Source organism: Flavivirga sp. 57AJ16 (assembly GCF_028736925.1).
GTDB lineage: Bacteria > Bacteroidota > Bacteroidia > Flavobacteriales > Flavobacteriaceae > Flavivirga.
On sequence record NZ_JAQZAT010000008.1, the window covers coordinates 201,807 to 221,118 of the forward strand.

The following is a 19,312-nucleotide window of genomic DNA, read 5'->3' on the forward strand; positions in this document are numbered from 1 at the left end:
GGTATAGTTAACTTTAACTATTTTTCTTCATTCAAAAAGCCCATCAATGTATTGTTGATGGGCTTTTTGTTTTTCCATTCCTGCGACATGTGCTGAGCTTCCTGAAATGAGTTTAGAAAAGCAGCAACTCGTTTAGGAAAGTTTTATGTTTATTAGCTAGCCCATACTTATTGCATGAGAAAAGTGACGAAGCCCAATGTCATTAAGTTAAGGTAATTTGTTCTTTATTTGTCACAAGGAGCGCAGTCGAAGCCTCAAGAAGATTTCATCCATCATGTCGGGAGCACAGTCAAAATGCTAATAAAAACTAGAACTCCAATAGGTCTTCGACTTTAGCCTGTCTTGAGTACTTCGACTACGCTCAGTATAAACTTGGAGCCGAAAGGCTCAACAGCCTTAACTTAATAACATTGGACGAAGCCATGCGTACAAAACAGGTCGTTGAACCATGCCTTTGTCGTGACAGGTTAATTCCACTTTTTTAACTGGACTCGGGTTGATACCACGACCTAAGAGTTAATTTTAGGCTCTAGAACGGGCTCTCGGATTTATTACTTTGGAGTAGACTGAGGTTGTTTACTTCCTATATAGAAAATAATTGTTCACTAAGTTTATGTACTGGCGTTTGGCCTCATCTTCACTAATATCCTTAGCTTGGAATAGTGCATTGGTTTTAAAGGCATTAATTATAGGTTTCTTGCTTTTTGGCCTGCCATAGTCATTGGTAGCTTTTTTGTAGTATGCATAAAGCTTCAAAAGGGTATCTGCAGGAAAAGGCTCGGTATAAGCATTTACTCTGTTAACAGCATTTTGAAACTCTATATCTAAATCTTTTTTGGTCATTAAACTTCAGCAATAACACTTTCTCCTCCACGAACTTTTTGGTTAAGTCGCACTTTTATATTGGTGTCTAAAGGTAAAAATAAATCGACCCTTGAGCCAAATTTAATAAAACCAGAGTCTTCACCCTGTATGGCCTTGTCATTTAATTTGGCATAGTTTACAATACGTTTTGCCAAGGCTCCTGCAATTTGCCTATATAAAACTTTGCCATAAGTTTTGTTTTCTACAACAATTGTGGTGCGTTCGTTTTCTTCGCTTGCTTTAGGGTGCCAGGCTACTAAGTATTTCCCTGGATGATATTTACTAAAAATAACATTACCACTAATTGGATAACGTGTAACATGTACATTTATTGGAGACATAAATACACTTACTTGCAGGCGTTTTTCTTTAAAATATTCCTTTTCAAATACTTCTTCTATAACAACAACCTTTCCGTCAACAGGAGATACTACTTGTTTGTTATTAGGTGAAATAAGCCGTTTAGGGTTTCTAAAAAACTGAAGGATAAGTATTAAAAATACTAATAGCACAATAAGAATGAGCGTTCTTAGTCCTTCAATCTCAATGAAATTGTCAACCAATAAAAAGGATGCAATAATAAATACAAAAGTTATCAGTATAATTTTATGGCCTTCTTTATGAAACATATTGTAAAATTCTTAAAAATAAATATATAAAAGGAGCTGCAAAAATAATGCTGTCCAGTCTATCTAATAACCCACCATGACCAGGCATGATTACACCACTATCTTTAACATTGGCTTGTCTTTTAAATTTAGACTCGACTAAGTCCCCTAAAGTCCCAAATACACTAATAATAATGCTTAAAACCAGCCAACTTGTAAACCCCAAAAGTTCTGTAAAGGTAGCAATAAAATAACTTGCTACACACGAAAAAAATAAACCACCAAGAAAACCTTCTACTGTTTTTTTAGGTGAAATCTTTTCAAAAAGCTTTTGCTTTCCAAAATTTTTACCAATTAAGTAAGCAAAAGAGTCATTCATCCAAACTAAAATAAAAGATCCCAATAGTATGTTTGGGTCATAGTTTTTATGATAATTTGCTATTAAGATTAAGAATACAAAAGCGCTCGATAAATAAAAAGTTGTAAGAACAAATCGTTTTGAAGCAAAGAGGGGGATTGTTTTTTCAGAGAATAAATCCTTTATTAAAAATAACTGAACAAAAATAGTAAGCACCATAAGTATTTGAGTGGCTTCATCTAACCCAGCATCGGTATTTAGTACCGATTGCCAATACCCAAAAACAGCATAAAGTATAATGAATATAAGATAGGGGATATAGCTTTTAAGCTGAATGAGTTTTTTGAACTCCCCCATACAGACCATGCCAAAAACAAAAAAAAGAGCAATTAATAGTTGTTCGTAATTCAGGCATAGAATTAATAGCAAGACATAGAGTAGCCCAGAAAGCGATCGAATAAGGGTTTCTTTCATTCTATAAATCTTCTAAAAGTAGTAGGTATAGATTTTTTGCACTACTGCCATAACTTAGAAAATCTTTTTCATCACTAGATTTAAAGTGTTTTATGGTTGTTATATTAGTTGGAATTTTTTGTCTGTTTTTAGATTTTATACCACGTAAGCCTTCTCCAATATTTTCAACAATTTGACTTGTAGTTGCAAATACAATAAAGTTTATGGGCAATTCTGGAAGTTTCTTTTCGAAAATTTGCTTTGAAGATATCAGTAATGACCCATCATTAGCAATGAGATTTTCGCAGGTTGTTAAAAAAAAAGTAGCTTCACTTATTTTATTTGTATGCTCTAAATTAGAGTTTATAAATTTATCTTTTAAGTGCTCATCAAATAGCAAGGTCTTTTTTTCTTCCCAACTGTTTTCTGTAAGAATATGTTCTAAGTTTAAAAATATTTCGTTTAAATTTTCACAATACAAAAACTTACCACCATTAGCTTTAAAGTTTATGGTAAACCTTTCGTCTATTGGTAGTTTTATTTCTGGCATATATTTGCCTCTATCATCAGATTTTAGTTCTTCTCCTGAACGTTCGGACTTGGAACCAAAAATTTTTCTAAAAAGACTCATTTAAGTGATTGCTATTAACAGAATTCTTTTTGAGGTTTATCAAATATAAAAAATCTTAAATTAACCGTACGGTTAATTTAAGATTTTTACTAAAAGCTTAACAAAATTATACGCTTATCGATCTATTTGTCCAAGTTTTTAAGCTCTTCTTTTTCAAAAGCACGTTTTCCAAATATTTTTTCAAGATTATCTTTAAAGATGACTTCTTTTTCGAGAAGTACTTCGGCAAGATCTGTTAGCTTGTCTTTATTGTCTTCAAGTAATTTAATGGCTCGTTGATATTGTTTTTCAATGATGTCTGAAATTTCTTTATCAATCAATTCTGCTGTTTGTTCGCTGTAAGGTTTTGTGAAACCATACTCGTTTTGTCCAGAAGAATCGTAATAGGTTAAGTTTCCAACTTTATCACTTAACCCATATATGGTTACCATCGCTCTAGCTTGCTTGGTTACTTTTTCTAAATCACTAAGTGCTCCAGTAGATATTTTATTAAAAATCACTTTTTCAGCAGCACGACCACCAAGAGCAGCACACATTTCATCTAGCATTTGTTCTGGTCGAACAATTAAGCGCTCTTCTGGTAAATACCATGCAGCACCTAACGAACGGCCACGAGGAACAATAGTTACTTTTACCAAAGGTGCAGCATGTTCGAGCATCCAACTTACAGTGGCATGACCAGCTTCATGATAGGCAACCGCTTTCTTCTCACTTGGTGTTATTATTTTATTTTTCTTTTCTAATCCGCCAATAATTCTATCTACAGCATCAAGAAAATCTTGTTTATCAACCGCCTTCTTACCATTTCTGGCAGCAATTAATGCAGCTTCATTACAAACATTGGCAATATCTGCTCCAGAGAATCCAGGGGTCTGTTTAGAAAGGAAATCTGTGTCTAGATCTTTGGATTTTTTTAAAGGTCTTAAGTGCACTTCAAAAATTTCTTTACGTTCACGGATATCTGGCAAATCAACAAAGATTTGCCTATCAAAACGTCCCGCACGCATTAATGCTTTATCTAAAATATCGGCTCTATTAGTCGCGGCAATTACAATAACATTTGTATTTGTGCCAAAACCATCCATTTCTGTCAATAGCTGATTAAGTGTATTTTCACGTTCATCATTACTTCCAGACATGGCATTTTTACCTCTTGCACGGCCAATGGCATCTATTTCATCTATAAAAATTATAGAGGGTGATTTTTCTTTGGCTTGCTTAAACAAATCTCGTACACGGGATGCCCCAACACCAACAAACATTTCAACAAAATCTGAACCGGATAAAGAGAAGAAAGGTACCTTAGCTTCACCGGCAACAGCTCTAGCCAATAATGTTTTTCCTGTTCCTGGAGGGCCTACAAGTAAAGCGCCTTTTGGAATTTTACCACCAAGCGTCGTATATTTTTCTGGAAATTTAAGAAAGTCGACTATTTCTTGAACTTCTTCTTTGGCTCCTTCTAAACCGGCAACATCTTTAAACGTTGTTTTAACTTCGGTGTTCTGGTCAAAAAGTTTTGCCTTAGATTTTCCGATATTAAAAATCTGTCCTCCACCAGCACCACCAGCACCACCAGACATACGTCGCATAATAAAAATCCAGACTCCAATAAGTAAAATAAAGGGAAGTATGCCCATTAAAAGATTTCCCCAATCGTTTGTTTCGGTATCAAACGTAACAACCGGTTTAACTGTTAGATCTTTTGTAAGGTCGTTTAAGCGATTCTCAAAATTTTGAAGATCACCAAATTCAAATTTATAGTTTGGTAATTTTGTTGCAGAAGGTATAAGCGATGTGGGCTTGGATTTTTTATGAACTTCTTTGGCTTCGGCCTCTTTGGTTAAATAAACTTTAGCGACACGTGTGTTCTTTACTATATTTACTTTTTCAACATCACCATCTTCTAAAAACCTAAAAAAGTCTGAAGGTGTGGTCATATTACCATCTTGATAGCTTCCATTACTGAATAACTGAAAACCTAAGAAAACAGCTATTAATATACCATAAATCCAGTACGGACTAAATTTTGGTTTTTTATCTTTTGTATTTTTTTTGTTGCTTGCCATTTGATTTTTTTAGTAACTAGTTTCTATAACTGTTGTTTTTGCATCACCCCAAAGACTTTCAATATCATAATACTCTCTTATGTGTTTTTGAAACACATGTACTACAACATTTACATAATCTATTAATACCCATTCGGCATTATCGACCCCTTCAGTATGCCACGGGTTGTCTTTAAGTTCTTTGCTTACTTTCTTTTGTATTGAATTGACTATGGCGTTTACTTGTGTATTTGAAGTTCCTTCACAAATTATAAAGTAATCACAAACCGTATTTTCAATCTCTCTTAAATCTAGAATATTTATTTCTTTACCTTTAACATCTTCAATGCCATTTATTATTACAGATATTAGTTGGTCTGTGCTTATATTTTCTTTCGCCATTAATTTTCTTTAATTTGTGCAAAGTTATTATTTTTTTAGTTCTTTATACTTTAAAATAATCATAAGATTTTAGGGTGTCACAATAAATTTAATATGTTTATAGTCAAACTTAATGCCATCGACTCTACAAATAGCTATTTAAGAAAGCTTAGTGCAGAAGAAAGAGTAGATGATTATACAACTGTTATTGCGAAAAAGCAAACAAATGGGAGGGGGCAAATGGGAACAGTTTGGAGTTCGCAATCATCTAAAAACCTAACGTTTAGCGTGTTTAAAGATGTATCTCAATTTTATTTAGAAGACCCTTTTTATATTAGTATTGTTACTTCTTTAGCTTTACTGAAGACCCTTCGGTTTTTTTCAATTTCTCGATTAAGTGTAAAATGGCCAAACGACATTTTGTCAGAAGACAAGAAGATTTGTGGTATTTTAATAGAAAATGTCATAAAACAAAATAATATTAATGCTTCCATTATCGGCATTGGCTTAAATGTAAATCAAACTAAATTTGAGAATTTACCCAAAGCCTCTTCGCTAAAAATGATATCCGGAAAGGTTTTTGATTTGGATGAGATAGTTCATGTCATTTTAAAAAACCTAAAATATTATTTCCTGCTTCTAAAAAAGGGGCAGCATGATATTTTAAAAAAAGACTATGAAGCTTACTTATTTAGGAAAAATAAACCTTCAACATTTAAAGATGGAGAAGGTGCCGTGTTTTCTGGTTTTATAAAAGGGATTTCTAGGTCTGGAAACCTTCAAGTGTTATTAGAAGATGATATTATAGAAGAGTTCGATTTAAAAACAATTACCCTTTTGTACTAGGGTCTGTTAATACTAAACGGAAATCATGGTTTTTTTGAAGATTTTTTCGGATTTCCAGACGGTTTTTGGCAAACATAGCAGGCTACGTAGGTAAAAAGCAACGACGAAATACGGAAAAAGGGCGAAAAAAACAATTTTAGGCTTCATGTTAACAGGCTCTATATTGCATTAGGTATACTAGTAGCAAGCGTTTCAATAAATTTGCTAATAGGGCCTTTTATCATCATGGCCATCATTGGGTTAAAGTCTCCTGTGAATTCTAATTGTACTTCGCTAGAGGTTTCGCTAATTTCAGCAATATTTCCAATAAGTGAAAAATCTAATTTTCCGCCAGCCGCTCCTAAAACTATTTTATTTGGAGCTATTGCTTCTTTCTTTTTAAGAATGATTTCGGGCATGCCCTTTAGAGCAAATAAAAATTTGTCATTTTCTAAAACTTCAAACTTACTAATATTTTCGGGCATTAAAGATTCAAAATTTTTAACATCGGATAAAAAATCAAATACTTCTTGTGATGATTTATTAACGCTAATTTTGGGTGATTCTAAATTCATTTCTTTACTGTTTTTCGTTTGTTGTAGGTTTGTTAAGTTATGTTTTTATGATTTTACCTAAATGTTCCCACAACTAAACAACATACATTTGTGATATCAATTAACGTTCCATTCTGCTGGATTGTTATTCCATTCGGATAATGTTTTTAACTCTGCTTCAGAAATATATTTGGTGTCCAAAGCTTGTTCCAGTAAACTTTCATAGTTACTTAAAGTCTGAAGTTGGATATTTTCTTTTTCAAAATTTTCGGTAGCGACTTCAAATCCATAAGTGAAAATAGCAATCATGCCTTTTACATTTAGATTTGCTTTTTTTAAAGCTTTTACGGCATTTAAGCTGCTTTTTCCTGTACTGATTAAATCTTCAACGACGACAATATTTTGCCCGCTTTCAACAAAACCTTCTATTTGATTTTTTCTACCATGTCCTTTAGCATCGGGCCTTACATAAATAAAAGGTAGCCCTAGATAATCTGCAACCAACATACCTATACCAATAGCACCAGTAGCAACCCCAGCAATAACATCGGGTTTACCATATTGTTTTTCAATTTGCTTGCCCATAATTTCACTAATATAATTACGAATTAGCGGAAATGATAATGCAATACGGTTGTCACAATAAATGGGGGATTTCCATCCGGATGCCCAAGTAAATGGCTCTTTTGGACTAAGTTTTATAGCGTTAATTTGTAATAAAACTTCAGCGGTTTTTTTTGCGGTGTCTTTGTTAAAAATCATGTTGGCAAAATTACATATAAATTTAGTTTTATCTGATTGTTGCTTTAGGAATAAAAAATATTTTTTCAACAATGAGTAGATTATAACTAAAAATGATATTTTTACCACACTGTAAATTGTTAGTTGTAACATATGTATCAAGTTTTTGTTGGGGACAAGCCTATTATATTAACAACTAAAGTTGAAGAAGAGATCAACTTTAAAAATTATTTGCTCGATACTGTAAATATTGGGAAAGTTATAAAGGAACTCAACACCACTTCTTTAAAAGAAATCCGCCTTATTCATAAAAATGAAGATAAGCTTCTGAAAAAATTCTTAAAAAAATTACCCAATGTTATTGCTGGTGGAGGTAAAGTATATAACGAGAGCAATGATATTTTATTTATATACAGGAATGATAAATGGGACTTGCCCAAGGGTAAGGTAGAAGGTAATGAAACTATAGAAAGAACGGCGATCCGTGAAGTCTCAGAAGAAACGGGAGTTGCTGGGTTAAGAATAACAAAACCTTTAGAAACTACTTATCATATTTTTAAGCGTAATGGGCGACATAAAATAAAAATTACTTATTGGTTTGAAATGAAAACCAATTTTAATGGTAATTTGTATGCTCAAGAAGAAGAAGGGATCACTAAAGTAGCATGGTTAAATAAAAATCAAGCTAAACAGGCTCTGGGAAACTCTTACGCAAACATTAAGTTGTTGGTTTGATCGAAAAGCCATGCGTTCAAAATAGATCGTTGGACCATGCCAATAATACCATTTCTACCTTAACTTAATGACATTGAGCCCAGATATGAATGTATTTTCTTTTAATCAGGCAGGAAAAATACTATTTTTTTGTCATAAATAAATTTAAGGTAGAACTGGTATTATTTAACTCTATATACAGGATACTGCATATGGGCATCTTCGTAATATTCACTTTGCTTGTGGATCCAATCTAATTGCTCGTACCAATTATTATGGAATGCCGTTATGTCCTTTTTGCGATGTTCAAATGCTTTTTTTAGTTTCGAACTTTTGTTTAATAATTCTAAAGCTTTGTCCTCCCATACATAAGGAGAAAAGCCTTCTTTTTGTTGTAAAACGGTGTCAAAGAAGTTCCAATTGAAAAAAGAATCTGGTGCTTGGGGTTCTAAAGTTTCTAATAAATATCTATAAGCATCCTGATGTGTATAAATAATATAATCGCCTTTTATAAAGTTAACTTCTTTTTGGGTTTTAGTAATCTTTGTATCATAATGTTGATAATGCCCTTCATAAGGTGTTTTTCGAGTGTCATAACTCCTAATTTTATAAGATTCTACCATCATTATTGAATCTTTTTTTAATGGTGTCATTTCAACTTGATTCAATTTTAATAGTTCAATGACGTTATGCCAGCTTTGTGGGATGACATAGGCATTTGGTACTTTAATTTCTATACTGGGTTTAAAGTAATTTTGATAGTTTATTTTTTTTATAAAAGGTTTGTTCCTATCATATTTCAAACGTTTAGTGCCGGTTATTTCACTAGTAATCAATGCGCCTTCAAAACCTTTAAAATTTAAAGTTGTGGTTTTTGTGGTATCGATTTCCCAGTTAAGGGCATAATTTCTTACGTGCTTAAGGCTTTCTTTTGAATGCATTCGTTTTTGTTGTATGGTAACATGGTCTTCTTCTATGATTTCAACCATGCTTTTCATAAGTTCGTAAGTGCCTTCTACACGTTGTTTGTAAGGTTTTAGCATATGTGTTTCCACCATCATGCCAAGGGTGTTAAACAACGTTGTGTAGCCTGTTGAATATCTTGGGGAATCCATAAATTGAGAGAATCCTTTTTCAGGAACTTCATTAAAAACATTCACGTAAGGGGTCATGTCCCAATTTTTTAAGGCCAGTTTTTTTTCTAGTTTTGGCATCATATCATTGTGAAGGTATTTTCCCAGCTCGCCCCCCAGCTTATTGTGCTGTGTGAACAAATGAGTGAGCGTATATTGATAATCTGCCCCATTGCTTACGTGGTTATCAATAAAAACATCCGGTTTTACCAAATGAAAAATTTGAGTAAACGTCTTTGCATTTTTAGTATCACATTTTATAAAATCACGATTTAAATCGTAGTTTCTTGCATTCCCTCTAAAACCATAGTCTTTTGGGCCATTTTGGTTCGTTCGTGTGGTAGAATTTCTATTAAGGCTACCACCAATATTATAAATGGGAATGGTCACTAATACCGTTTCTTTGGGAGTTTCGATTCTGCCTTGAACAATATCCCTAAAAAGCATCATAGTGGCATCAATACCATCACTTTCCCCTGGATGGATACCGTTATTTATGAGTAGAATGTTTTTTTTGTTTTCACGGACTTTCGAAAAATCAAACACTTTATGAGGGTTAAGGGTTACTATATGGAGTGGTTGCCCCGAGTCTGTTTCTCCTATAGTTTGTATAGCGATTTCTGAATAAACTTGAGCTAAATGTGTATAAAATTCAATGGTTTGTTGATACGTTGCAGTTTCTAATCCTTTCGATTTTTCAAAATGAGTTTCAAAATCATACGTTGGTTTTCTATTTGAATTGGTACAGGAAATGCAAAAAAATAGGAGGATAAGTATTAATCTCATGTTTAATATATCTGGAGTTATTTTGTAATGATACACTTAAAAAAAAGCTAAAATTAGAAAAAAATAACTAACTTGGCATTGTAAGTGATATCTTTCATAATAGATAGGGGGCCGTTTTTTCGAAGTTGTTAGTAAATTTTATTAATCTCTCAAAAAAAATATTTTTTATGAAAAGCTATAGACTGTCGTTTGGTACTATTACCATAATTAATTATAAACTGGCTGAAGTGGTCGTTGATGATGGTATTGAAATGGATGAAGCTATGGTTAATCAATATCAGTTTTTTTTGCTAAATAACCTAGAGGCTCCGTTCTCATTATTAGTAAATAAAAAACATTCTTATAGCTATACTTTTCCGGCCCAAAGAAAAATTACTCATTTAGATGGAATTAAAGCTGTAGCTATTGTTATAGGGACTAGTAGCGCATTAATGTCAACAAAAGCCTTGTTGGGTGTTAATGGAAATAGTTATAAGGCGCTTAAATTGTTTCAAGATAGAGAAGAAGCCTTAACATGGTTAAATAAAGGTGTAATTGTTTGATTTTTATACTATTACTCAATCGTTTTAGTGCCGTTCCCCATCAAAATAAAGATTACTTGTTGCTTCTCTGCATTTTAAGTGTAAATTTGCACCTTCAAAAAACAAACCATGACCGAATTTATTAGAAAGCGTGCAGCAAACGCCAAGAATGATATTTTAAGCGGAATAACAGTAGCATTGGCTTTGGTGCCAGAAGCTGTAGCTTTTTCTTTTGTTGCTGGCGTAGATCCTTTAGTAGGGTTATATGCCGCTTTTATGATTGGTTTGATTACGGCTATCTTTGGAGGTCGCCCAGGTATGATTAGTGGTGCAACTGGGGCTTTAGCTGTTGTCATGGTAAGTTTAGTAGCAGAAGGAAATGCTTTTGGGGCAGAAGGAGAAAACCTTGGTCTTTATTATTTGTTTGCTACGGTTATTTTAATGGGAATTGTACAAATGCTTGCGGGGATCTTAAAATTAGGGAAATTTGTAAGGTTGATTCCGCATCCAGTTATGATGGGATTTGTAAATGGCTTAGCTATTGTGATTTTTCTAGCACAGTTAAAAATGTTTAAAGATGTAGATGGCGATTGGTTTAGCGGCTCTCAAATGTGGACTATGTTAGGTCTTGTAGCCTTGACTATGGCCATTATGTTTGGTCTGCCTAAATTAACTAAAAAGTTACCTGAGGCTTTAATTGCTATTTTAGTGGTTTCTGCTATAGCCGTTTTTGGTGATCTGGATGTGGCGACTGTTGGTAGTTTTATTCGAGATGGCGGGGGAGAAGGCTTAAAAGGGGGGCTGCCACAATTTCAAACAGATATATTTAATAAAGTGCCATTTAATTGGCAAACGATAAGGTTTATTGGTCCTTATGCCTTAATCTTAGCAGCGATTGGTTTAATAGAATCCTTAATGACATTAAATCTTGTCGATGAACTAACAGACACTAGAGGAAATACCAATAGGGAATGTATGGCACAAGGAGGCGCCAATATTATTACTGGACTATTTGGTGGTATGGGAGGTTGTGCTATGATTGGACAATCGCTTATTAATATTAAAGGTGGTGGACGTGGTAGACTGTCCGGTATTGTGGCAGCCTTAGCCTTATTAGCTTTTATTTTATTTGCATCTGGACTTATTGAGCAAGTACCAATTTCTGCTTTAGTAGGTGTTATGTTTATGGTGGTTATAGGTACATTTGCCTGGAGTAGTTTTAGAATTTTAAATAAAATTCCAATCACAGATGTTATTGTTTTAATAGCGGTGTCTGCACTGACTGTTATTTTTGATCTAGCTATTGCAGTAATTGCGGGTGTTGTTATAAGTGCTTTAGTGTTTTCTTGGGAAAATGCTAAACGCATTAGGGCTAGAAAGCGCATGCGAGAAGATGGTACTAAAGTATATGAGATTTGGGGGCCTTTATTCTTCGGATCTATAGTAGCTTTTAACGAAAAATTTGATATTAAAAATGATCCACAGCAAGTAGAGGTAGACTTTGTGGAGTCGCGAGTAAGTGATCATTCAGCCATCGAAGCTATTTTTAATTTAGTTAATAAATATGAAGCTGAAGGAAAAACAATAAAATTAAAACATTTAAGTGAAGATTGTAAAATCTTGTTATACAAATCCAGTCCAAAATTTAGGGAAGTTATTGTGGAGGCTATAGACGATCCTCGCTACCATTTGGCCGAAAACCCTGAGGCATTTACTAAAGGGCTTTCAGAGTATAAGCTGTAATTTTGTTAGGTGTTAGGTGTTAGGAGTAGGAAGTTGGGAGTTCATTACCGATTTCATTAACATGGTAAAGAAATATCCAGATCTTCAGGCTGTAGCACTTTACAGGAACGGAAACTGTCCCGTGTTTCGGAAACCGATATGTATACCATCACAAAGAATAATAAAACAACAGCAAAAAAAATAAAAACAAACTTACGCATGAGAGAAGTTTTAGGTTATATGCATTGTATAAATCATTGTAGCTAAGTTAAAGGGTCTTTTCTAAACACTTCCAACAGGTTAAAAATTAAGATACAAAAAAACACCCATATTGTTCCTGCGATGAAACCGCCCACAATATCTGAAGGGAAATGTACGCCCAAATAAATCCTACTAATCCCAATACTTAAAATAAGGATGCCAAAAAGCACAATGAGCCCCGTCTTAATGAATTTGTTTACCTTAAACTTATAAATAAGATAGATAATAAAACCGTAAAAAGCCACGGCGCTCATGGCATGCCCGCTGGGATAGCTTAGTGTTTTTACAACCACCAGGTGCTCTATATCAGGTCTGGCCCTGTCTATAAATCTTTTTAGTATCATATTGGAAACCGAAGCCAAGACTAGGACCAAAACAATCTGGCCTATATATCTCCATTGCTTAAAAACCAAAATCGTTAATATGATGCTCAGACCAAGTACAAATAGGTACCCATGTACATCTCCAACTTCTGTTACAAATTTAAAATATTGCGTAAGTGTCGGATTGCGGTATGATATGATAGATTGTGTAATGGCATGGTCGTATTTTGCCAAGGTCTCTGTTTTTAGTGTTGCCGTAAGCTCTATAAATAGGTTAATACCTACTACCACCACCACCAAAGCAATTATAACGGTAAGTATATAAGGCAGCTTATTGTGGTAAGTTTTAAAATGGGGCAAAAGGAGCGTCCTTACTTTTTGTATAAGTCTTTTAAGAATTTCTCTCATTGCATTGTTTAACAGATATACAAAATAACACTAATTGGAATTTAGGCAAAATAATTTACTGGTAGCGTTAAGCATTATAGGATATAAGCAATAATTAACACTAAAGTATATTGAAAAAGGTATAAGTTCCAAGTACTCAACTTGACAAGTCGTTATTAAGACCTTTTAGGTAGCTTCTTAATGTAGTTAATTCCTTGAAGCATGCATTGTTAAAAGCGACTGTTTACTTATTAATAGCTGTTTTTAGCCTTGCTTTTAATTGAGACTTCTTGATTGACCACTTAAGAATTTCCAACCATCTTTACGTTTAATCAATGTTCCAGATTCAATAATTTTAAACGTCACTGGGTTCTGGTCGGTGTCAATTTGCACACATTTTACAATGCCCGAATAGTTTGCTATTTTTTTTGTTAAAGGTTGAATTTTAATGCTTTCCCAAGAAAACTCAATAAAATTAATGAATTTAGAATTCTTAATTAATATACTTTTTATGGTGTCATAATCTAAAGTTTCCTTGTAACCTGGAGGTACCCAAAAAAAATCTGAAGAAGCATCTAAATATTTAAACTCGCTTGCTAATCCATTTTTTGTAATATCCTTATGGTAATTTTCAAACATTTGTTTAATTTCAGATGTAATGATCTCTTTGTCTTTATTGTTTAAGTCCTTTTGGCCATAACTATTAAAAATGACCAAAAAAAGTAAATGAGTTATCCAAGTAAGTTTCATTTAATTTTTACGCTTTTAGGTACAAGTTTTGTGTAATCTCCATGATGTCTTATAACATCTCTTACAATAGACGATGCTATGTAGGATGTGTCCGCCGATGTTAAAAGGAACACAGTTTCAATAGGTGCTAGGTCACGGTTAGTATGAGCAATAGCTTTTTCGAATTCAAAATCTGCAGGGTTGCGAAGTCCACGTAATATAAATTCTACTCCAATTTCTTTACAAAAATCTACAGTTAATCCTTTGTAAATGACAACTTTGATTTTTGGTTCATTGGCAAAAGCTTCTTCAATAAATTGTTTACGTTCCTCTAATGAGAACATATAATTTTTATCGGCATTTACACCTATGGCCACAATCACTTCATCAAAAAGAGTAACACCACGCTTTATAATATCATAATGCCCCAATGTGATCGGATCAAAAGATCCCGGGAATATGGCTCGTTTCATGTTCTTAAAGTTACAAATTTTATTTTATTTGCATAATTTTTTTACTTTTTAATTAACTATTTGTAAGTATTTGGCTTAGTATTAGTTATGCTCGTTTTAAAGCTTCTTCAATAGCATTATCGAATAACGACGGTAATGAAATACCTTCAGTAGCGGCTTGTTGTGGTAAAATGCTTTCTTTTGTTAATCCGGGAACTGTATTCATTTCCAGTATATGTGGTTCACCATCTTTAAAAATAAATTCAGTACGAGAAAAACCTTTCATTTTTAAAAGCTCGTATACTTTTTTAGCAAGTTTATTTACTTTGTCTTCTTCTTCTTTGCTTAATCTTGCGGGCGTTATTTCTTGAGATTTTCCTAAATATTTAGCTTCGTAATCGAAAAAATCATTTTCGCTTACAATTTCAGTGATGGGCAATACTTTGGTTTTTCCTTTATAAGTAATAACTCCGACAGACACTTCGACGCCATCTAAAAACGACTCGATTATAATTTCATCATCTTCTTTAAAGCTAACGGCGATCGCATTTTGTAAATCTTCTTTTTTATACACTTTAGTAATTCCAAAACTACTTCCTGCTTTATTGGCTTTAACAAAACAAGGCAAGCCTACTTTATCTACGATTTGATCTTCATTAATAGAATCGCCCAGATTTACATAAAAAGACGTTGCTGTTTTAATACCATAAGATTTTAAAACACTAAGACAGTCACGTTTGTTAAACGTTAAAGCAGCTTGGTACATACCACAACTGGTATGAGGGATATTAAGCAATTCAAAATACCCTTGCATAAAACCATCTTCACCAGGAGAACCGTGAATGGCATTGAATACACAATCGAAAGTAACAATACGATTAGCTACTTGAACGGAAAAATCATCTCTGTTAACAGGGAATTCATCATTGTCATCATTAACATATACCCATTTATCTTTAAATATATGTATGCGATACCTATTATATTTTGTAGTATCCAGCATTTCATAGACAACATTTCCGCTTTTTAAGGAGATTTCATATTCGCTTGAAAAACCTCCCATAATGATGGCAATATTTTTTTTTATAAGCATATTTCTTTTATTTCCGTGAAGACGGAAATATTTTTAATTTGTATCCGTCTAAAATGTACAATAAAACGTATTTATTATAAATCCATACCAAGTCTAAGCATAAAATAACATTGGTTTTAAAACAATATTTTATGTCTAAACAGATATAGGCTAAAATATCATATATATTGCAAAAGAAAAAACCGTTCTGTTTTATATATTTGCCTTATCGAAAAATTTACAGATGAGCCTATTTAAATTTCTTACCAGTAAAACATTTTTAAAACAAGTTTTATTAGCACTAGCGGCTGTATTTGTGTTATGTTTTATTATGCTTCAATGGTTGAAATCTTTAACAAATCATGGTGATTTTGAAACGGTTCCCAATTTAACTGGTAAATCCATAAATGTTGCAGATATAGAGTTAAAAGAGAATAATTTGGTGATGCAGATTCAAGATTCAGCAAATTTTAATCCAGATTATCCTAAGTTTTCAGTTATCGAACAGGAGCCTCCCGCTGGTGCAAAAGTTAAGGAGAATAGAAAAATATATTTAACACTTAATCCATCGGGGTACAGAAAAATACAAGTTCCAGACCTAAAAGAGCGTACCTTTAGACAAGCAAAGCCCATGTTAGAAGCTTTAGGGTTTCAAGTTGGTAAAATTACTTACGAAAATAATATAGGCAAAGACCTTGTGCTAAAGATGCGTTATAGAGGGAAAGCTATTAATAAAGGCGATATGCTGTCAAAAACTTCAAAGATAGATTTGGTTTTGGGTAATGGTAAAAGACCTTGAAGTTAGAGGTTTTTTTATTACTACATATTAATATCTAATTTTACTGTAAATGGAAGATTATACGCCGCAATTACCTGATGAGGATAGCCTTTATGAGCATTATGCTTTCACGGTTGATAAGGGACAGACTCCTTTACGTATAGATAAATATTTAATGAATTTTGTTGAGAATGCTACTAGAAACAAAATTCAAGCAGCGGCAAAAAACGGCAGTATTTTTGTTAATGACGAAGCTGTAAAATCGAGTTATAAAGTAAAGCCTTTGGATAGTATTCGTGTGTTGTTTACACACCCTCCACATGAAAATTTATTAGTAGGCGAAGCTATTCCAATTGATGTGGTCTATGAAGATGATGAACTATTAGTGGTTAATAAGCCGGCAGGTATGGTGGTGCATCCGGGGCATGGAAACTATTCGGGGACGCTTATAAATGCTTTAATCCATAGGTTTGATAATTTACCAAATAATTCCAGTGAACGTCCGGGATTGGTACACAGAATAGATAAGGATACCAGTGGACTTTTAGTGGTGGCTAAAACCGAAAAAGCCATGGCACATTTATCATTGCAATTTGCTAAAAAAACCAGTGAGCGTGAGTATATCGCTATTGTTTGGGGGCATGTAGAGGAAGATGAAGGTACTATTGAGGGGCACATTGGTCGTCACCCAAAAAACAGATTACAAAATACGGTTTTTCTAGATGATGAAGCCGATAAAGGAAAACCTGCCATAACTCATTACAAAGTTTTGGAACGTTTGGGATATGTTACTTTGGTGTCCTGTAAACTCGAAACAGGCCGCACGCACCAAATACGTGTGCATATGAAACATATTGGGCACACCCTTTTTAATGATGCCCGATATGGGGGCGAAAAAATATTAAAAGGCACTACCTTTAGTAAATACAAACAGTTTGTAGATAATTGTTTTAAAGTATTGCCACGCCAAGCACTTCATGCTAAAACCTTAGGTTTTATGCACCCAAAAACAGGAGCGTTTATGCGATTTGATACGTCCATTCCAGAGGATATGCAGCAGTGCATTGAAAAATGGAGGGGCTATGCAAAGCATCAGGAATTGGAGTGATTTATTGCGAGGAAAAACCTGGATATTGAGAGGTGCACATACTTTTCTTCTAAAAGTATTTTGTCAATAAGTGAAATTGGTATGGTTACTACTAATATTGAAACTGTTTATAATTCAATAAATAGCATGAAAAATATCCCTTTTTTTAGCGGTGACCTTATGCGTTTTTGTGCTTTGGGAAATGAAGAGGGATTATTTATTTTAATAAATAAAATTCTAAAAAAATGGTATCCAACCCAAGAGGAAGCCTTTACTTCAAATTTTATTATTAGGGGAGATTATAACTTTAGTTTTGAAAATGGAGAAATAAAAGAATTATTGTAATTTAGTTAACTAAAAAAATAGCTTTAATGAAATTAGTCCTGTCACCAGCAAAATCCCTTGATTTTGAAAGTCAATTACCAACAACAATACATACCGAGGCACCGTTTTTAACGCAGTCTGAGCGCTTAAATAAATTACTAAAAAAGAAATCGGCCAAGAGTTTATCAAAACTCATGCGTATTTCAGACGCTTTAGGTCAATTAAATTATCAACGTAATCAAGATTGGCAATTGCCTTTTACAACAGATAATGCACGCCCGGCTGTTTATGCTTTTAGTGGTGATGTGTATAGAGGGCTGGATGCTTATAATATTCCGGAAGGGAAAATACCTGTTCTACAAAAGACTGTCCGTATCATTTCTGGTTTATACGGGTTGTTAAAGCCAACGGATTTAATTCAGCCATACCGTTTAGAAATGGGAACTAAATTTCCCGTTGGAAAAAATAAGAATCTCTATGAGTTTTGGAAAAAGCAAATTACGAAGGCCTTAAATGAGGAATTAGAAGCCGGGGAATTGTTTTTAAACCTGGCCAGTAATGAGTATTTTAAAGCTATTGATACCAAGGCATTAAAAGTGCCAGTGATCACTGCAAACTTCAAGGATTTTAAAAATGGGGAATATAAAACTATTATGACCTTTGCTAAGTTGGCACGGGGTTATATGGCACGCTATGTTATTGATACTAATGCTAGTACTTTAGATGATATAAAAGGCTTTAATTATGAGGGCTATAATTTTAGTGAGCCTATGTCTACAGAAACCGATTTAGTTTTTATTAGATAATATGGCGTTTTACTTAATTATTGCACTTCAGGCCTTTTGTCTATATCATCTTTATAAAAACAGAAATCCCTACTATTGGGCTTTTTTAATATTTTTTATTCCAGTTATTGGCTGTATTATTTATTTAATTACTCAGGTTTATAATAAACGGGACGCAGAAAAAATCACAACTGAAATAACGCACATTATAAACCCGACTAAAAGAGTGAGAGATCTGGAGAAACAGCTTCAATTTTCAGAATCGTATCAAAATAGAGTCAATTTAGCTGATGCTTATTTAGAGATAAAAGATTATAACCATGCCATTCCCCATTATTTGGAGGCTTTAAAAGATAGCTTGCAGAACGATTTTTATGTTGTTAAGCAATTAATAGAAGCGTATTTTAACCTTGAAGATTACGAGCATGTTATTTTATATGCAGAAAGCATAAAAGACCGTTTGGAATTTAAGAAATCGAGAGTGCAATTTTTATATGGATTGGCTTTAGCAAAAATGGGTAAGTTAGAAGCAGCCGAAGAAAGCTTAAAGCAAATAGATATCCGCTATTCCTTTTACGATGAGCGTTTAATATATGCAAAGTTTTTATTGAGCAATGATAAAAAAGATCACGCCAAAGCGGTGTTAGAAGATGTGTATGCGGAATCCCAGCATATGACAAAGCTTAATAAACGTATTTATAAAGCAACCATATTAGAGGTTGAAAAACTTTTAAATGATTTCATACCCCATACCACACACAACTTTTAGTCTTGATCC

The 19,312-nt window shown here is 33.5% G+C and carries 22 protein-coding genes; 9 read left to right on the forward strand and 13 right to left on the reverse strand.

Annotation, left to right across the window (positions count from 1 at the left end; all coding sequences use genetic code 11):
* Positions 1-576: 576 nt before the first annotated feature.
* The 6 genes from PQO00_RS10845 to rsfS form a co-directional block, all read right to left on the reverse strand.
* Positions 577-843: an acyl-CoA-binding protein gene (locus tag PQO00_RS10845; RefSeq protein WP_274184865.1), complete on the reverse strand. Its 267-nt coding sequence runs from the start codon at positions 841-843 to the stop codon at positions 577-579.
* Positions 843-1,493, reverse strand: coding sequence for a phosphatidylserine decarboxylase family protein (locus PQO00_RS10850; protein ID WP_274184866.1), 651 nt, complete (start codon positions 1,491-1,493; stop codon positions 843-845). The genes PQO00_RS10845 and PQO00_RS10850 overlap by 1 nt, the downstream gene beginning before the upstream one ends.
* Positions 1,483-2,304 carry a phosphatidate cytidylyltransferase gene (locus PQO00_RS10855; RefSeq protein ID WP_274184867.1) on the reverse strand — a complete coding sequence of 274 codons (822 nt, stop codon included), beginning with the start codon at positions 2,302-2,304 and terminating at the stop codon, positions 1,483-1,485. The genes PQO00_RS10850 and PQO00_RS10855 overlap by 11 nt, the downstream gene beginning before the upstream one ends.
* A 1-nt stretch (position 2,305) precedes the next feature.
* Positions 2,306-2,914 (reverse strand): LUD domain-containing protein, encoded by a 609-nt coding sequence (locus tag PQO00_RS10860; protein ID WP_274184868.1) that lies wholly within the window; start codon positions 2,912-2,914, stop codon positions 2,306-2,308.
* Between the two features lie 122 nt (positions 2,915-3,036).
* Positions 3,037-4,980, reverse strand: coding sequence for an ATP-dependent zinc metalloprotease FtsH (gene ftsH, locus PQO00_RS10865; protein ID WP_274184869.1), 1,944 nt, complete (start codon positions 4,978-4,980; stop codon positions 3,037-3,039).
* A gap of 9 nt (positions 4,981-4,989) precedes the next feature.
* A complete protein-coding gene (rsfS, locus tag PQO00_RS10870; RefSeq protein ID WP_274184870.1) occupies positions 4,990-5,361 on the reverse strand; it encodes a ribosome silencing factor in 372 nt (123 codons plus the stop codon).
* A 93-nt stretch (positions 5,362-5,454) separates the two neighbouring features.
* Here rsfS and PQO00_RS10875 point away from each other — a divergent pair, with 93 nt between their 5' ends.
* Positions 5,455-6,186, forward strand: coding sequence for a biotin--[acetyl-CoA-carboxylase] ligase (locus PQO00_RS10875; protein WP_274184871.1), 732 nt, complete (start codon positions 5,455-5,457; stop codon positions 6,184-6,186).
* 158 nt (positions 6,187-6,344) lie between these two features.
* Here the strand turns inward: PQO00_RS10875 and PQO00_RS10880 are convergent, their stop codons facing one another.
* Positions 6,345-6,740, reverse strand: a complete 396-nt coding sequence (locus PQO00_RS10880) for an SRPBCC family protein (RefSeq protein ID WP_274184872.1) — start codon at positions 6,738-6,740, stop codon at positions 6,345-6,347.
* 96 nt (positions 6,741-6,836) lie between these two features.
* Complete coding sequence (gene pyrE, locus PQO00_RS10885; protein ID WP_274184873.1) at positions 6,837-7,481, reverse strand: orotate phosphoribosyltransferase; 645 nt, start codon at positions 7,479-7,481, stop codon at positions 6,837-6,839.
* A 132-nt stretch (positions 7,482-7,613) separates the two neighbouring features.
* Between pyrE and PQO00_RS10890 the strand changes: the two genes are divergently transcribed.
* Entirely contained in the window at positions 7,614-8,195 is a 582-nt protein-coding gene (locus tag PQO00_RS10890) for an NUDIX hydrolase (RefSeq protein ID WP_274184874.1), read from the forward strand.
* Between the two features lie 161 nt (positions 8,196-8,356).
* Here PQO00_RS10890 and PQO00_RS10895 read toward each other — a convergent pair whose 3' ends face one another.
* A complete protein-coding gene (locus PQO00_RS10895; protein ID WP_274184875.1) occupies positions 8,357-10,093 on the reverse strand; it encodes a M14 family metallopeptidase in 1,737 nt (578 codons plus the stop codon).
* A gap of 167 nt (positions 10,094-10,260) precedes the next feature.
* Between PQO00_RS10895 and PQO00_RS10900 the strand changes: the two genes are divergently transcribed.
* Together PQO00_RS10900 and PQO00_RS10905 are read left to right on the forward strand one after the other, a co-directional pair.
* On the forward strand, positions 10,261-10,635 hold the full coding sequence (locus tag PQO00_RS10900; RefSeq protein ID WP_274184876.1) for a hypothetical protein: 375 nt from the start codon (positions 10,261-10,263) through the stop codon (positions 10,633-10,635).
* Positions 10,636-10,743: 108 nt separating this feature from the next.
* Positions 10,744-12,357: a SulP family inorganic anion transporter gene (locus tag PQO00_RS10905; protein ID WP_274184877.1), complete on the forward strand. Its 1,614-nt coding sequence runs from the start codon at positions 10,744-10,746 to the stop codon at positions 12,355-12,357.
* 242 nt (positions 12,358-12,599) lie between these two features.
* On the opposite strand, the gene PQO00_RS10910 is transcribed toward PQO00_RS10905, so the two are convergent.
* From PQO00_RS10910 to PQO00_RS10925, 4 genes are all read right to left on the reverse strand, one after another.
* Positions 12,600-13,328: a phosphatase PAP2 family protein gene (locus PQO00_RS10910; RefSeq protein WP_274184878.1), complete on the reverse strand. Its 729-nt coding sequence runs from the start codon at positions 13,326-13,328 to the stop codon at positions 12,600-12,602.
* A gap of 255 nt (positions 13,329-13,583) precedes the next feature.
* Positions 13,584-14,057, reverse strand: a complete 474-nt coding sequence (locus tag PQO00_RS10915; RefSeq protein ID WP_274184879.1) for a hypothetical protein — start codon at positions 14,055-14,057, stop codon at positions 13,584-13,586.
* Positions 14,054-14,509 (reverse strand): pantetheine-phosphate adenylyltransferase, encoded by a 456-nt coding sequence (coaD, locus tag PQO00_RS10920; RefSeq protein ID WP_274184880.1) that lies wholly within the window; start codon positions 14,507-14,509, stop codon positions 14,054-14,056. Before coaD ends, PQO00_RS10915 begins: the two co-directional genes overlap by 4 nt.
* An 85-nt stretch (positions 14,510-14,594) precedes the next feature.
* Positions 14,595-15,575, reverse strand: coding sequence for a D-alanine--D-alanine ligase (locus PQO00_RS10925; protein WP_274184903.1), 981 nt, complete (start codon positions 15,573-15,575; stop codon positions 14,595-14,597).
* Between the two features lie 229 nt (positions 15,576-15,804).
* Here PQO00_RS10925 and PQO00_RS10930 point away from each other — a divergent pair, with 229 nt between their 5' ends.
* The 5 genes from PQO00_RS10930 to PQO00_RS10950 all read left to right on the forward strand — a co-directional run bounded on the left by PQO00_RS10930 (position 15,805) and on the right by PQO00_RS10950 (position 19,303).
* A complete protein-coding gene (locus PQO00_RS10930) occupies positions 15,805-16,359 on the forward strand; it encodes a PASTA domain-containing protein (RefSeq protein WP_274184881.1) in 555 nt (184 codons plus the stop codon).
* A gap of 49 nt (positions 16,360-16,408) precedes the next feature.
* A complete protein-coding gene (locus tag PQO00_RS10935) occupies positions 16,409-17,446 on the forward strand; it encodes an RluA family pseudouridine synthase (RefSeq protein ID WP_274184882.1) in 1,038 nt (345 codons plus the stop codon).
* A 126-nt stretch (positions 17,447-17,572) separates the two neighbouring features.
* Entirely contained in the window at positions 17,573-17,770 is a 198-nt protein-coding gene (locus PQO00_RS10940; RefSeq protein WP_274184883.1) for a hypothetical protein, read from the forward strand.
* A 26-nt stretch (positions 17,771-17,796) separates the two neighbouring features.
* Positions 17,797-18,555, forward strand: coding sequence for a peroxide stress protein YaaA (yaaA, locus tag PQO00_RS10945; protein WP_274184884.1), 759 nt, complete (start codon positions 17,797-17,799; stop codon positions 18,553-18,555).
* A gap of 1 nt (position 18,556) precedes the next feature.
* Positions 18,557-19,303: a hypothetical protein gene (locus PQO00_RS10950; RefSeq protein ID WP_274184885.1), complete on the forward strand. Its 747-nt coding sequence runs from the start codon at positions 18,557-18,559 to the stop codon at positions 19,301-19,303.
* The last annotated feature ends 9 nt before the right edge of the window (positions 19,304-19,312 follow it).